This window comes from Methylovulum miyakonense HT12 (assembly GCF_000384075.1).
Lineage (GTDB): Bacteria > Pseudomonadota > Gammaproteobacteria > Methylococcales > Methylomonadaceae > Methylovulum > Methylovulum miyakonense.
In genome coordinates, this window is record NZ_KB913025.1 from 8,871 (window position 1) to 23,574 (window position 14,704).

General features: G+C 52.0%; 18 protein-coding genes and 1 CRISPR repeat array (1 of these 19 running past the window's edge). Of the genes, 4 read left to right on the plus strand and 14 right to left on the minus strand.

Annotated features, from left to right (window positions below; translation table 11 throughout):
* The 11 genes from METMI_RS27625 to serA all read right to left on the minus strand — a co-directional run.
* On the minus strand, positions 1-458 hold a 458-nt coding region (locus tag METMI_RS27625), incomplete at its 3' end, for a hypothetical protein (protein ID WP_019864103.1).
* A 4-nt stretch (positions 459-462) separates the two neighbouring features.
* The gene (gene tolR, locus METMI_RS0100075; protein ID WP_019864104.1) at positions 463-903 is read right to left on the minus strand and encodes a protein TolR; all 441 of its coding nucleotides are present in this window, start codon (positions 901-903) and stop codon (positions 463-465) included.
* Positions 900-1,577: a protein TolQ gene (gene tolQ, locus METMI_RS0100080; RefSeq protein ID WP_019864105.1), complete on the minus strand. Its 678-nt coding sequence runs from the start codon at positions 1,575-1,577 to the stop codon at positions 900-902. Before tolQ ends, tolR begins: the two co-directional genes overlap by 4 nt.
* Positions 1,567-1,977 (minus strand): tol-pal system-associated acyl-CoA thioesterase, encoded by a 411-nt coding sequence (gene ybgC, locus METMI_RS0100085; protein ID WP_019864106.1) that lies wholly within the window; start codon positions 1,975-1,977, stop codon positions 1,567-1,569. Before ybgC ends, tolQ begins: the two co-directional genes overlap by 11 nt.
* A 7-nt stretch (positions 1,978-1,984) precedes the next feature.
* Positions 1,985-3,016 carry a Holliday junction branch migration DNA helicase RuvB gene (ruvB, locus tag METMI_RS0100090; protein ID WP_232215278.1) on the minus strand — a complete coding sequence of 344 codons (1,032 nt, stop codon included), beginning with the start codon at positions 3,014-3,016 and terminating at the stop codon, positions 1,985-1,987.
* The gene (gene ruvA, locus METMI_RS0100095) at positions 3,016-3,615 is read right to left on the minus strand and encodes a Holliday junction branch migration protein RuvA (RefSeq protein ID WP_019864108.1); all 600 of its coding nucleotides are present in this window, start codon (positions 3,613-3,615) and stop codon (positions 3,016-3,018) included. Before ruvA ends, ruvB begins: the two co-directional genes overlap by 1 nt.
* Positions 3,612-4,106, minus strand: a complete 495-nt coding sequence (ruvC, locus tag METMI_RS0100100; RefSeq protein WP_019864109.1) for a crossover junction endodeoxyribonuclease RuvC — start codon at positions 4,104-4,106, stop codon at positions 3,612-3,614. The genes ruvA and ruvC overlap by 4 nt, the downstream gene beginning before the upstream one ends.
* A 371-nt stretch (positions 4,107-4,477) precedes the next feature.
* Positions 4,478-5,119 (minus strand): GNAT family N-acetyltransferase, encoded by a 642-nt coding sequence (locus METMI_RS22820; protein WP_019864110.1) that lies wholly within the window; start codon positions 5,117-5,119, stop codon positions 4,478-4,480.
* A gap of 116 nt (positions 5,120-5,235) precedes the next feature.
* The gene (locus METMI_RS0100110) at positions 5,236-5,982 is read right to left on the minus strand and encodes a YebC/PmpR family DNA-binding transcriptional regulator (protein WP_019864111.1); all 747 of its coding nucleotides are present in this window, start codon (positions 5,980-5,982) and stop codon (positions 5,236-5,238) included.
* A 94-nt stretch (positions 5,983-6,076) separates the two neighbouring features.
* Positions 6,077-6,718 carry an HAD-IB family phosphatase gene (locus tag METMI_RS0100115; RefSeq protein ID WP_019864112.1) on the minus strand — a complete coding sequence of 214 codons (642 nt, stop codon included), beginning with the start codon at positions 6,716-6,718 and terminating at the stop codon, positions 6,077-6,079.
* The gene (serA, locus tag METMI_RS0100120) at positions 6,715-8,298 is read right to left on the minus strand and encodes a phosphoglycerate dehydrogenase (protein ID WP_019864113.1); all 1,584 of its coding nucleotides are present in this window, start codon (positions 8,296-8,298) and stop codon (positions 6,715-6,717) included. The genes METMI_RS0100115 and serA overlap by 4 nt, the downstream gene beginning before the upstream one ends.
* Between serA and METMI_RS0100125 the strand changes: the two genes are divergently transcribed.
* Both METMI_RS0100125 and purB read left to right on the plus strand, forming a co-directional pair.
* A complete protein-coding gene (locus tag METMI_RS0100125) occupies positions 8,297-8,515 on the plus strand; it encodes a hypothetical protein (protein ID WP_019864114.1) in 219 nt (72 codons plus the stop codon). The two genes, serA and METMI_RS0100125, sit on opposite strands and share 2 nt — an antisense overlap.
* A 63-nt stretch (positions 8,516-8,578) precedes the next feature.
* A complete protein-coding gene (gene purB, locus METMI_RS0100130) occupies positions 8,579-9,943 on the plus strand; it encodes an adenylosuccinate lyase (RefSeq protein ID WP_019864115.1) in 1,365 nt (454 codons plus the stop codon).
* Between the two features lie 59 nt (positions 9,944-10,002).
* On the opposite strand, the gene METMI_RS0100135 is transcribed toward purB, so the two are convergent.
* Together METMI_RS0100135 and METMI_RS0100140 are read right to left on the minus strand one after the other, a co-directional pair.
* Positions 10,003-10,617, minus strand: coding sequence for a thiol:disulfide interchange protein DsbA/DsbL (locus METMI_RS0100135; protein ID WP_019864116.1), 615 nt, complete (start codon positions 10,615-10,617; stop codon positions 10,003-10,005).
* 52 nt (positions 10,618-10,669) lie between these two features.
* Positions 10,670-11,353, minus strand: coding sequence for a c-type cytochrome (locus METMI_RS0100140; RefSeq protein ID WP_019864118.1), 684 nt, complete (start codon positions 11,351-11,353; stop codon positions 10,670-10,672).
* Positions 11,354-11,557: 204 nt separating this feature from the next.
* Between METMI_RS0100140 and yihA the strand changes: the two genes are divergently transcribed.
* A complete protein-coding gene (gene yihA / locus METMI_RS0100145; protein ID WP_019864119.1) occupies positions 11,558-12,199 on the plus strand; it encodes a ribosome biogenesis GTP-binding protein YihA/YsxC in 642 nt (213 codons plus the stop codon).
* 313 nt (positions 12,200-12,512) lie between these two features.
* On the opposite strand, the gene pfkA is transcribed toward yihA, so the two are convergent.
* Positions 12,513-13,502: a 6-phosphofructokinase gene (gene pfkA, locus METMI_RS0100155; protein WP_029151390.1), complete on the minus strand. Its 990-nt coding sequence runs from the start codon at positions 13,500-13,502 to the stop codon at positions 12,513-12,515.
* A 365-nt stretch (positions 13,503-13,867) separates the two neighbouring features.
* Between pfkA and METMI_RS0100160 the strand changes: the two genes are divergently transcribed.
* Positions 13,868-14,134, plus strand: coding sequence for a hypothetical protein (locus tag METMI_RS0100160; protein WP_019864123.1), 267 nt, complete (start codon positions 13,868-13,870; stop codon positions 14,132-14,134).
* Between the two features lie 239 nt (positions 14,135-14,373).
* Positions 14,374-14,704: a CRISPR direct-repeat array (repeat unit 29 nt; unit sequence CGGTTCATCCCCACGGTCGTGGGGAACAC) (it continues 5,800 nt past the right edge of the window).

Below are 14,704 nucleotides of genomic sequence, written 5' to 3' on the forward strand. Positions count from 1 at the left end.
GCCTTTTCGGCGGCCTCTTCCCTGGCCTTTTCGGCTTTCTCCGCCTTCGCCTTTTCGGCGGCCTCTTCCCTGGCCTTTTCGGCTTTCTCCGCCTTCGCCTTTTCGGCGGCCTCTTCTTTGGCCTTTTCGGCTTCCGCCGCCGATTTTTCAATAGCTTCAGCTTTTGCCCGTTCAGCAGCGGCTTGGGCTGCTTGTGCCGCCTGCTCCTGAGCCTGTTGCCCGGCGATTTTTTCTTGTTCCGCTTGCTGTTCTGCGGCTTTGGCGGCGTTCATGGCCTGTTCTTGCGCTTCTATTTCAGCGGCATCGAACATGGTGGCGTGGATAATGTCTTCCGTAGGCTTTTGGGGCTCAGGCCGTTGGGGCTTCAGCAAGGCGGTCAAGATAAACAGCGCCAGCAAGGTCAGATGTAAAGCTAACGCCAGCAGGAAATAGCGTAAATATCGTCTTTGACTATCCATTTCACTATTGGTCTTCTGATTTGGCTTTAGTGCTGAATCCCACCTTATCCACGCCTGCGTGTTTTAAATCTGCCATCACAGTGATGACCTTGCCGTATTCGACACTTTTATCGGCACTGATGTAGACCTGTGTTTGCGGCTTTTTTGCCAAGGCGGCAATCACCAAATCGGTGATGGCTTCAGGTTGCACTACTTCGTTGTCACCTTCATCAATTTTGATGGAGTATTGGCCCGATTTTTCAATGGAAATAATGATGGGGGGATTGTCATTGACTTCCACGGTTTTGGACTCGGCTTCCGGCAAATCCACATCAACCCCGGTTTGCAACATGGGCGTGGTCACCATAAAAATGATCAGCAACACCAGGGTCACGTCGATATAAGGGACGACGTTGATTTCCGCCATGGGTTTGCGGCGTCCGTTTTTTCTGCTGAATTTGCTCATTTGTTATGCGCCTGCCTTTGTAATAACACGACAAATTCTTCGACAAACAATTCATAACGGCCCGTCAAACGATCCAGGCGGGTGGAAAACCGGTTATAGGCAATGACCGCCGGAATCGCGGCGAACAAGCCTATCGCGGTGGCGATCAGGGCTTCGGCAATGCCTGGGGCGACTTGTGCGAGCGTCGCCTGTTTGACGCTGCCCAGGGACATGAACGAGTTCATGATCCCCCAGACCGTACCGAACAGGCCAATATAAGGGCTGATGGAACCAACGGTGGCGAGGAAAGCCAAGTGTTCATCGAGGCGGTCCAATTCGCGGGACAATTCGATGCGCATGGCGCGTTGCGCGCTTTCCACTTGCACCATCGCTTCGACATTGCCGCTCTGGCGCATCCTGGAAAATTCCTTGTAGCCTGCCAGGAAGATTTTTTCGATGCCTTCCGGTTCAAAGTCTTTGGCTGACAGTTTCCGGTAAAGGTCGGCCAAGGGCACGCCTGACCAAAATTGCCCTTCAAATTCATCGGTAATTTCAACGGCGCGGTTCAGCTCTTTGCGTTTGGCAAAGATAAACGTCCAGGAAGCCAGCGACGCGGTGGCCAAAATCAGCATGACAAACTGGACGACAAAACTGGCTTCGGTAATCAAATGGAAAATGGATAAATCAGTGTTCATTCTTTAACTGCTCTAGTAAATATTTAGGGATAACTTTGGGGCGCAAGGTGCCGGCATCGAGACAGGCAATACGGACCAGGCCAGTCGCCAAGACCTCATTGCCACGGGCCACGGCTTGTGTGAAGGTGAGGCTGGCGTTCTTTATTAACGTCACTTCCGCACTGACTTGCAAAAGGTCATTAAATCGGGCCGGGCTTAAATAGTCAACTTGTACCGAACGCACGACAAAGAGGATCCCCTCCTGGTTACGCAACTCGTCTTGTTCGTAGCCCATTGCGCGGAGCCTTTCGGTCCTCGCCCGTTCGAAAAATTTTAGGTAGTTGGCATAAAACACGACCCCGCCCGCGTCGGTGTCTTCATAGTAAATGCGGATAGGCCATAAAAAGGGCGTTTGCTGCATAGTTTGGCTATTCAAACAAATCGGCGGAGATGCCTAATGTTTTCGGCGCCGGCAAGCCAAAATGCAGATAAGCGTTTTGGGTGACCACGCGGCCACGGGGTGTGCGCATGATAAAACCTTGCTGCATCAGATACGGTTCCAAGACATCTTCTATCGTGCCGCGTTCTTCGCTGATGGCGGCCGCTAGCGTGTCCAAGCCAACCGGCCCGCCTGCGAAATTTTCAATCATGGCCAATAATAATTTGCGGTCTAGCGCGTCGAAGCCGTTACTGTCCACTCTGAGCATATCCAGGGCTTGCATGGCGATCACGTCAGTGATGACGCCGTTACCTTTGACTTCGGCATAATCACGCACCCGCCGTAACAGGCGGTTGGCGATACGCGGCGTGCCCCGTGAACGGCGGGCGACTTCAAACGCGCCCTGGGTTTCCATGCCGATACCTAACACTTTAGCCGAGCGCAAGATGATGCTGGCCAGTTCGTCCAGCGTGTAAAATTCCAGCCGTTGCACGATGCCGAAGCGGTCACGCAAGGGTGAGGTCAACAAGCCTGCACGGGTGGTGGCCCCGACTAAGGTAAAGGGCGGCAAATCAAGTTTGATGGAACGGGCGGCAGGGCCTTCGCCGATCATCAAATCCAACTGGTAATCTTCCATCGCAGGGTACAAAATTTCTTCCACCGCCGGGCTTAAGCGGTGGATTTCATCAATAAACAACACGTCATGGGCTTCAAGATTGGTCAACAAGGCGGCCAAATCACCGGCTTTTTCGAGCACGGGCCCGGATGTCTGGCGAATCTTAACACACATTTCGGCGGCGATTATATTCGCCAGCGTGGTTTTGCCCAAGCCTGGCGGGCCGAAGATCAACACATGGTCAAGGGCTTCCTTACGCGCCGTCGCGGCTTGGATAAAAATTTCCATTTGCGCGCAAAGTTCTTTTTGCCCGACATATTCCGCAAGGCGTTTGGGGCGTATGGCACGGTCTTGGCGCTCTTCGTCAATATGGCTATGCGCCGTGATGACCCTATCGCTTTCAATCATTTAAGTGCGCCTTGCAGGGCCAGGCGGATGATGTCTTCACAGCTTTTGCCTTCGGCATTAATATGTTGCACCATTTTGTTGGCATCTATCGGTTTATAGCCTAACGAACACAAGGCGCTGATGGCTTCCTGTTTGGGATGCGCGGCAACTGGCGTCGGGGTTAAGGCCGTGTTTGGGCCGGCGGGGGCGCCTAAATCCGGCAACCTGTCACGCATTTCAATGACCAGCCGTTCGGCGGTTTTTTTGCCGACGCCCGGTAGGCATATCAAACCTTGGGTATCATTGTCGCGGATACAGCGTTGGAATTCTTCCGCGCTTTGGCCTGATAAAATAGTTAAAGCAAGTTTGGGGCCAACTCCGTTGACTTTGATTAAAGTCCTGAACATGGCGCGGTCCGCTTCTTTTAAAAAGCCAAATAAACTATGGGCGTCTTCCCGTATGACCACATGCGTGTGCAGCGTGATTTCCGCCCCGACTAGCGGCAAATCGTAGAAAGTGGTCATCGGCGCTTCGATTTCATAGCCGACACCGTGGACATCCAGCAACAAAAAAGGCGGGGCTTTATGCGCCAATTTCCCGCGGAGGAACCCGATCATTTGATACCTCGCTGCAAACGCAATGCGGTTTGTTGGTAATGGGCATGGCAAATGCTGATGCCCAGTGCGTCGCTAGCATCAATTTGCAGTTCACCCTGTATGTTCAGCAACATTTTGACCATGTGTTGCACCTGGAGTTTATCGGCATTGCCTTTGCCTGCGATGGCCTGTTTGACTTGCCGCGCCGCATATTCAAATACCGGCAAGCCAGTGCTTTGCACCGCGCAAATCGCCGCGCCGCGCGCTTGCCCCAGTTTCAGTGCCGAATCGGCATTTTTGTGCATAAACACTTGTTCTATAGCCATTTCTTCAGGATGGTATTGTGCGACAACTTGGCGGAGGCCATCAAAAATTTGTTGCAAGCGGTCAGGAAAATAATCCGCACTGATGCGGATACAGCCGCTGGCGATATAACGGTGCCCTTGCGGATGGTTTTCGATAATGCCGTAGCCTGTAATCCGTGAACCAGGGTCTATGCCTAATATTCGCATCGGTTGTTAATACATTTTAAAACTAGGTCAGCGTAAGGGTTGCACATGTTTGCCTCGCTGCCATTAAGTTAAGAGATAACTAATAAAATTCAAATAATTACAATCGTGTAGGTTGGGTTAGCGATAGCGTAACCCAACAATTACCATTCGGATGCTGTCGGGTTACGCTATCCCTAACCCGACTTACCGAAAAATGTTTCATACATAGAAATCGTAACCGATTGATTATAAAAGTACATTACTTAACTTAATGGCAGTGACATGTTTGCCTGCAAGCCAGCCAGGGTCACGAGGACATTGGCTTGGTGACGGGTCTGGGTAAGCCCCTGAAAAAGCAACCTCAAATAGTGGGTTTTAGCCCTTAAGGCAAGCTAGGTCTTGTCACTGTCTTTAGGGTGCCCGTTTGTTTCTTGTAAATCACAACGCATAAAGCTCAGTTCCCGAAACGGTAGAAACCGGGCTATGCCCAATAATTGCGCACGTCCGACTTCAGTGAAACCACAGCGCTCGTACAAACGCTTGGCAATCACAAAATTGGGGCCGACATCAAGTTCTATGCGGTCATACCCGCAGGAACGCGCATGCCCCATCACCGCCCTGACCAAGGCTTCGCCTATGCCTTGCTTCCGCTCTTCAAGCGACACTTTGAGGCCATAAAAATAGAAGGGGCAACGCCAATTCCACAGCTCGGCGACATGAAAAACTAGCCAGGCGCACAGGCCGTGTAGCCAGCCATATTCCCTGATAAAGTCGCGCCACCCCGGTTGGTAGGGCCCGCGCTTGGCAAAACGCATTTGCGCGTAACCGACCGGTTTTCCAGACCGCCAAGCAACCACGATCCGGCTCCAGTCTAAGCCATGGGCCAATAGGCGGACGCGGCGTTCGGCGTCTCCTAGGATAAAATCCAAAGCCCCACGCCCTGAGGCGACTAATTGCAATAAGTCAGGGCTACGCTCGCTTATCGGCGGATGCACGCAAATGCGCAAACCCTGAACACCATCGTCTGAATCCATCTATTTCCTTAAAATTGTCAAGCTGAAACTAACCCAGTGAATAGGCCAAATTTATCAAAAAACTACGCAGTGTTGGCCCTTATAAGATGACACTTGGTTTTTGACCATGAAAACTGTCAGTCCAGCCCTTCCATAATTTCATCGCTAATATCCGCATTCGAATAGACATCCTGCACGTCATCCAAATCTTCCAGGCGGTCAATCAATTTCATCATTTTTTCAGCGGTTTCGGCATCCAGCTCGACCATTGTCGCGGCTTGCATGGTGATTTCGGCGTTATCCGGTGTGAATCCGGCGGCGACGAGCGCGTCTTTTACATTCAGATAATTTTCGGGTGATGTCATGACATCGGCCGAGCCATCGTTATTTGTAATGACATCGTCCGCGCCCGCTTCCAACGCCGCCTCCATCAGCGCGTCTTCGTCCACGGACGGCGCGTAACTGAGGATGCCCAGCTTGCTGAACAGGTACGCCACTGAGCCGTCAGTGCCTAAATTGCCCCCGGCTTTGGTGAAAGCATGGCGGACTTCGCCGACAGTGCGGTTGCGGTTGTCGGTCAGGCAATCGACGATCACCGCCGTGCCGCCGGGGCCATAGCCTTCATAACGGATATTTTCGTAGTTTGCGCCTTCCAGTGTGCCGGACGCTTTTTTGATGGCGTTGTCGATGGTGTCGCGGCGCATGTTCGCGCCCAAGGCTTTGTCTATGGCCGTCCGTAAAGACGGGTTGCTGGCGGGGTCAACACCGCTGGTTTTCACGGCAACGCCGATTTCGCGCAGCATCTTGGTGAATATTTTTCCGCGTTTGGCGTCTTGCCCCGCTTTACGATGCTTGATATTAGCCCATTTACTGTGTCCAGCCATTATTTCTCTCTAAAAGGACGGTTAATAATTTGATCAGTTAAAGGTTGTTGTGGGTTCCGTTACCCCACCGCTTAGGCCCAATGGGTCAAGCCAGCTATAAAACATAAGGTAAAATGGCGGCCAGGCTGGGCCCGGCAAGGTAAACATCCGCCAATTCGCGTACCACCGCCCGTTCGACCACGCCGCCAAAACCGATGGTGAAGGCGCCCGCCTGTTTGGCTTCCATATCCGTTTTGCCATCGCCGACCATCACCAGGGCCGCCGGGCCTGTTAGCAATTGCGTGCAAACCTCAGCCTTGCCGCCGTTCCTGGCCAATGGTGAGTCCTGTTGGTAATCGCGGTAACTGCCATCGTCATGGAAATAAATGTCCACGGCGTGGACACGTTCGTCCGGTATGCCCAACTGCCGCGCCAACGGCAAAATGGCGGGGCGCAGGCCGCCGCTGATGATATGCACGCGCTTGCCAAGTGCCGCCAATTGCCCGAACACCTCGGCGGCACCCGCCACAACCTCGGCGATATACCGTTCCCCCAGCCACTGGATGCTGTCCGCATCCGGCCTGATAAGCGATAGGCGTTGCCCGTAGACGGCTTCCAGCGGCACTTCGCCATTCATGGCGGCATCAGTGAGCTTCGCCATCGCCGCACCCAGGCCTACCCGTGTGGCAAGCTCGTCTATGCCTTCGATTTTGCTTAGGGTGCTGTCGCAGTCAAAACAGATGGTGTCAAAGCTCATAAATTGATTTGTGTGACCTTATGCACAGGTGCCAGGTCGTTGAGTTGTTGGAGGATCGCCGCATTGACGGGTTCGGAAACGCTGATGACCGCCATTGCTTCTTGCTGGTCGTCGGCGATGCTGACTTGCATCCGGCAGATGTTGATTTGCGCATTGCCCAACACCGCGCTGATTGCAGAAATCACACCGGGCCTGTCGTCATGGCGGGTGACTAACAGCGTCCCTTCGGGCACGACCTCGATGTCGAAATGGTTGATGCAGACCAAACGCGGTTGGCGCCCGCCTAATAATGCGCCCGACAGGCTGATGGTCTGGTCGGCACAAAAGCCGGTGACTTTAATTAAAGAAATGTAATCGCGGGATTCTTGCGTGACAGACTCGACCAGCTTGATGCCTTGGCGTTTCGCCAGGTTTTCGGCATTGACGCGGTTGACGGGGGTGGAGACATGTTCACTTAACACGCCCACCAGTGCGGCGATGGAAATCGGCCGTACCGCGACTTCGGCGGCGCGCCCAAAAGTGGCGACTTCGATTTTGTGTAGCGGTTGCAGGGTCAAACCCACCAACACTTTGCCCAAAATAGTCGCCAGCTTCATGAATTCGTATGACTTTTTCAGTTCGTCTGCGGACAGCCGCGGCAAATTCAGGGCGTTGACCGCTTCGCCGGTTTTCAGGAAAGTCACGGCTTGGCGGGCGATTTCGACACTGACCGCCACTTGCGCTTCGATGGTGGATGCGCCTAAATGCGGGGTGAAAACGATATTGTCCAATGCCAGCAATGGCGAACCCGCAGGCGGTTCGTTCTCGTACACGTCCAACGCGGCCCCGGCGATTTGCCCGTTTTTTAAGGCCTCATACAATGCGGTTTCATCAATCAGGCCGCCACGGGCGCAATTGATGACCATTGTTTCTTTTTTCATCAGGGCCAATTGCTTGCCACCGATGATATGGCGGGTTTTTTCAATCAACGGGCAATGCAGGGTTATATAATCGGCACGGCTGACCAAATCATCAAGGCTGACCGACTCAACGCCCAATTCGGTAAAAATTTCCGGTGCGACAAAGGGGTCATAGGCGATGACTTCCATTTTTAGGCCTACACCGCGTTGCGAAACAATCCGGCCGATGGTGCCGAAACCGACGATGCCCAAAGTCTTATGCGCCACTTCGGTGCCCATTAGTTTGGAGCGTTCCCACTTCCCGGCACGGACGGAGCGGTCGGCGGCGGGCAGATGGCGGCTTAACGACATCAGATGGGCAATGGCCAATTCGGCGGTGGTGGTGGCGTTGGCATCCGGCGTGTTCATCACGATAATGCCCAATTCAGTCGCCAGGGGGATGTCCACATTGTCCACGCCGATCCCGGCGCGGCCTATCAGTTTCAGGTTTACCGCAGAATGCAAGACCGCCGGGGTGACCTGGGTGTCGCTACGGATCAACAAAGCATCGTAGTCGCCGATAATCCGGCACAAACCGTCTCCATCCAACCCAGTTTGGATGTGGACTTCAATTCCTGTTTGTTCTTTGAGGTATTTAATGCCATCGGCGGCCAATTTGTCAGAAACTAGGATTTTTTTCATGGAATGGGCATTGCGCATTGACGCGCTAAAAAAAGGCGTAGTTTACCAGCTTTGTTATAATCACGGAATTTTGCTTCATGGCACATTTGCCATATCCCATTATCAAGCTATGGGATGGACGGCCATGGGGTTTACAAAATGGGTATGGGTTACAGGGGACAAGCGGATTTTTATTGCCAATATGCTGGCCGTTCCCGGCGGACAGGGGTTGACATAATTCTGCGCCCATTTCTTCAAAATTTATGGCTTCTCTTTAAAAGTTTACTTAGGACTATCAAACATGACTAATTTTTCCCTCACCGCCATTTCCCCTATCGACGGCCGCTATGCCGACAAAGTTGAAAAGCTGCGCCCGGTGTTTAGTGAATACGGCCTGATACGTTACCGCGCGGAAGTTGAAGTGCGCTGGTTACAGGCCTTGGCGAAACATCCGTTAATCACCGAAGTCAGCCCGTTTAGCGACGGGGCGGACCAGTTGTTGGACAACATCATCGCCCGGTTTTCAGAAGCCGACGCCCAGCGGGTCAAAGACATTGAAAAAACCACCAACCACGATGTCAAAGCCGTCGAATATTTGCTGAAAGAAAAAATAGCCAGTTGTGCCGAATTGGAGCAGGTCAGCGAATTCATCCATTTCGCTTGCACCTCCGAGGACATCAACAACCTGTCTTATGCGCTGATGCTGAAAGCAGGCCGGGAGATTATCGCTGCGCAAATCAGCGATTGCATAGCGGCGGTCAAAACCATCGCCCATGACACCGCCGACCAGCCCATGCTGGCGCGCACGCACGGGCAATCGGCAACCCCGACCACGGTGGGCAAGGAATTCGCCAATGTCGCCGCACGCATGCAACGCCAGTTGGCGCAACTGCAAGCGGTTGAGTTGCTAGGTAAAATTAACGGCGCAGTCGGCAATTACAATGCCCATAGCGTGGCTTATCCTGATGTCGATTGGGCTGCGTTTGCGCAAGACTTTGTCGAATCACTGGGCTTGCAGTTTAACCCTTACACGATCCAAATCGAACCGCATGATTATATCGCCGAATATTTCCATGCCCTGGCACGTTTCAACACCATCTTGCTGGATTTTGACCGTGATGCCTGGGGCTATATTTCTTTGGGCTATTTCAAGCAAAGGACGATTGCCGGGGAAGTCGGCTCCTCGACTATGCCGCATAAAGTCAACCCGATAGACTTTGAAAATTCCGAGGGCAATTTGGGGCTGGCGAACGCGCTGTTCGGCTTTTTGGCGGAAAAATTGCCCGTGTCGCGTTGGCAGCGGGATTTGACCGATTCCACGGTGTTGCGCAATATCGGCGTCGGTATCGCCCATACCAGCATCGCGATCCAGGCCAGCTTAAAAGGCATTTCCAAATTGCAATTGAATGTCGAAGCGATAGAAGCGGATTTGAACGCCAATTGGGAAGTGTTGGCTGAGCCCATCCAAACGGTGATGCGCCGTTATGGCATCGACAAGCCATATGAAAAACTGAAGGAATTGACGCGGGGCCAGCGCATTACACCGGAACAAATGCAGGTGTTTATTGGAACGCTAGAGATACCTGCCGAAGCGAAAGCGGCTTTGTTGGCGCTTACGCCGCGTGGTTATACGGGGTCTGCGGAGAAGTTGGCGAAGGGGATTTAGCTGCCCATGAGGCTGCCGTGTTTTAAGGCACGGCAGCCCTGTCCAGCCTATATCAGGCCTTACTTTGCGCCTTCCTGTTTAATCAAGGTGTCCATCACTTCAATCATTTTTTCATGTGAACCCGCTAACGGGCCATTGGTCAGGTACTTGCCGTTGATAATCACCGCAGGCACGCCAGTAATCCCATAACGGGCGGCGATGACCGGGGCTTGGCGCATTTTGGAGTCAACCGCGAAAGATTTGTAGGCGCTATGGAAATCGTCTTCTTTGACGCCGTGGGCGGCAAAAAACTTGGCTTGGTCATCTTCTGATTCAAGCTTTTCTTTCTTGTTTTGGATGGCGTCAAACAAATCCGCGTGGACTTTGTCAACGACGCCTAAAGATTCTGCGACATAGTAGGCCTTGGCATGTTTGCCCCACAGCTCGCTGAATACCGCAGGAATGCGGATAAATTCAACATTTTTGGGCAATTTTTTTACCCATGCCGCCAATTCAGGCTCGAATGCGTAACAATGCGGGCAGCCGTACCAAAAAAATTCAATGACTTCCACCTTATCGGGATGCTGCGTCGGTTGCGCAGGCGATAGCGTTTCATAACCCGCCGATTCGGCTTGAGCGGTGGCGCAGAACAATAACAATGTTAACAAACTGGCTTGGGCAATTTTCTTTAGCATAGGTCAGATGGCTCCGTAAGGGTGCAGGTAATGGACAAATAATGGTTTGTTCTTATTTCATCATGGAAATGTAATAGGCAACGGCTTTGATTTCTTCCCCGGTCATTTTTTTTGCGATCATGTGCATGATATTTTCCGGGTTGTTGCTACGTTCATCGGATTTGAAATCAGTCAAGGCCTTAATCAGGTAATCGGCATGCTGCGATTTGAGCAACGGGAACCCGGCAGGTTTGTTGCCTTGGCCTTGCGGGCCGTGGCACGCGATGCACGCGGACACTTCGCGCGGCAAATCACCGTTACGGTATAAGTCGCCGCCTTGCGTGATCATATCTTGCACGGTGGGGGTAGCCGTTTTCTCGGCCGGCTTGCCCTTGCCGGTTTCTTCATCGTCATCACTGTCCAAAACGGGCAAGGCATTGTCAGAGACTTTGTGTTCCGAATAATACTCGGCAATATCCGCCATATCGTCATCAGATAAGCCCATTGCCATTGAGGACATCATCGCATCTTTGCGTGTGCCGTCTTTAAATGCCTGCAATTGTTTGATCAAATAAGCAGGATGCTGCTGGGCAAGTTTGGGGAATGTTGCTACCATGCTATTACCGATTTCCCCATGACAACCGGCGCAAGTTGCGGACTTTGCTTTTCCGGCATCTGCATCGCCTTCTGCGAGTGACACACTTGAAGTGCTGGCGAACGCCAGAGCCAGTGAAAGTGCCTGCCATTGTTTTTTCATCAGGTTTTTCCCCTTCGGAATAATGTGATTGGTTGCTGACGTTGAACCGGCAATTAAAAGGCCATTGCTTAATTTAAGTGAAAAATGAAGCCTTGGATGCTCAAGCTGCTGGACACCTCAGTTCGTTATAATAGCCTTTAGGATGGTGCAGGCTGCGTTATCTATCAAATTCTACCCTAATTACACCGCTTAAGCGAGGCAACGATGAATCCAATTTACCACCAAGCAAAATTTATAAACAGTTCCCCGCATCTAAAAAACACACCTGCTGACGAGGGTCTGGAAATTGCTTTTGCAGGCCGTTCTAACGCGGGGAAATCCAGTGCTATCAATACCCTGACACGGCAAAATTCCTTGGCGCGGATCAGTAAAACGCCAGGCCGGACACAGATGCTGAATTTCTTTGAAATTAATGAAAGGCTACGTTTTGTCGACCTGCCAGGTTACGGTTATGCCAAAGTGCCTTTGGACGTTAAGCAGGAATGGCACAAGCTGATGGAAACCTATTTGCTCAACCGCAAATCCTTGTGCGCGATCATTTTGGTCATGGATATCCGCCACCCGCTGACAGAATTCGATTGGCAAATGGTCGAATGGTGCCAGCACAGCGCCCTGCCTTTGCATATCCTGTTGACCAAAGCCGATAAGCTCACTTACGGCGCGGGCAAAAACACCCTGCTGCAAGTGCAACGGGAACTAAAAGGTTTTAATATGCCAATGAGCATACAATTATTTTCGTCCTTGAAAAAAATAGGCGTGGATGAAGTGCATCAGGCTTTGGACAAGCTGTTTACTGCTGCTCCACAGTTAGAAATGGCTGAAGGGGATGTGGGGCAAGACGGTTAAGCCTGCATGGCCCGGCAAACTTACCCTGGGGCAAATAAAGGCCCGGACAAAAGAAAGCCCCAGCGTCTGGAGAAGAAACACTGGGGCTTGAAGGGAAACCAGCCGTTTAACAAAGGGGGGAATACAGCTGGCTGAACGCCGTGGAAGGCGAACGTGAGTAAGACGTAGCGATAATAAAAAAGTTCCGGCGAGGTGCTGTTGTAATCATTTTTTTACGCCGTGGACTATTTGGTGAAAATTTAGGCTCATCTGTAAGTTAAGGCCTTTCGGCCTGTCCCCCCGCAAAATTCAAACACAATCGGTACGCATCCTGTTAAATTGCCAACGCGCTGATTAAGTCCAGTTCAGGGCCGGTCACTTCATTTTTGTCTTCCAAACACCCGGCTAAAGGCACCATAACCAACTCGCCTTTATTGATCGCGGTGACATGGAGATGGAGCCCTCGATGAAGCGCGTGCACAGCCGCATGGCCCATCCGGGAAGCAATCAGCCGATCTAGCGCCGTTGGCCTGCCACCGCGCTGAATATGCCCTAAAACACAGACATGGACAGCAATAGCATATTGATCCATCAGCACCTCTTTTATTTGGTAAGATAGGCCGGACTTTTCCCCTTCAGCGACAATGATAATGGATGACGTTTTGCCCCGCGCCTCACCTTTCTTGATATCGCTTACAATTTTTTCATAATCCACCCCTTGGTTGGATAAGACCACATGCTCGGCACCCGTGCAGATGCCCACTTGCAGCGCGATGTTGGATGACCTGTGCCCCATGACTTCAACCAGGAAAGTCCGTGCGTGTGCCGACGCGGTGTCCCTAATTTTATCCACGGCCTCAACCGCCGTCTGCACGGCGGTGTTAAAACCGACAGTATATTCCGTACCGGAAATATCATTATCAATCGTCCCAGGGATGCCCACTATCGGTATGCCATGCTCCCGATGCAATGCCATTGCCCCGGCAAAAGAGCCGTTCCCGCCGATGACCACCAACCCGTCAATATGCTTCCTAAACAGGATATGCGCGGCTTCCTGCCTAATTTCCGGGGTATGGAATTCAAGGCACCGCGAAGTATCCAGGATAGTCCCGCCGCGCTGGATAATATTGCTGACCGACGCCAAACCCAGTTTTTGGACATTCCCTTCCAACAACCCCGAATATCCCCTATAGATTCCAAAAACATCCATGCCCAGGCCGATGGCGGTCCTGACCACAGAGCGCACGGCCGCATTCATGCCCGGGCTATCGCCCCCGCTGCAAAGCACGCCTAATGATTTGATTGTTTTAACGGTAGTGTCCACAGTTGCTTATCCCATTGGTTTTGTCGGACCCATTGTAGCTAATTTTAAACAACCTTTCCCGTGCCTATGGCCATACCCGCCCCAAAGCGGCCCGCCAGATAACCGTTACGGTGCCGCCAGCAACCTAGCACCCGGCCACTTTTGAATTGCCGGAATAGCTTCCGCAGGCGCGCGCGGCGGTTCGCCCGATGGCTTTAGACTTGTGTGCCGCCGATAAACAGGGCGTACAGCCACCCTCCCCTGCTGGCGTTTAGATTTGCCCGACAAAAACATTGCCTAGGCACCCAACAAAAAACCATTTAAACATTGTAAACAAGCGCCTGCCGTGATATTAACAGCCCTCCACCAACCCAACGGAGCCAACCATGTCATTGAAACAAGAATTTGAAAATTTATTGGATAATTTGGATTCAGCTCGTGAGGAAATCCAGTTAAAGCTACACCTGGCGTCAATGGACGCCAAGGATGAATTCGAAGAAGCCGAAAAAACGTGGCGGCAAGTCAAAAACAAAGCCGTTGAAATCGCCGACGATTCGATAGAAACGTCCGAGGAATATATCGCCAAAGCCAAAATTGTCGGCGAAGAGCTAAAAGACGCCTACCAGCGCATCACCAAACGCCTGTCCGAGTAAATCCCCAAACGCCTGGAAGCACCTCCCTTCCAGGCGGCAAGAAAGCTGCGGTGATTAGCCGCCCTGCCCTGTTGCGTGCCGCATGATGGAAACATCAGGGCCAGCGCATATAAATAACAGATAATCAAAAACTTATGAAACTTTGGGTTTGCTGGCATCAACCTGCGTCAAGATAAAAAGGCTGGAACGGGTTTGTTACCCGTTCCGTAACGTTTTTAGTGCCTATTAGGTAGCTCAAAAGGATCATCCCTACGGTCGTGGGGAACACATGGTCTTTTTGGCGCGGGAAATCGGGTCGTCCGGTTCATCCCCACGACCGTGGGGAACACAGTATGTTTTATGTTTTTATTTTTATGTTTCACGGTTCATCCCCACGGTCGTGGGGAACACGGATATGCTGACTAAAAAACAATTGATGCACACGGTTCATCCCCACGGTCGTGGGGAACACCATAGCTGGGCAGCTTGCGCTTGCCCTGTTTCATGGTTCATCCCCACGGTCGTGGGGAACACATGCCATTGCACGATATTTCTTCTGAGCAAGACGGTTCATCCCCACGGTCCTGGGGA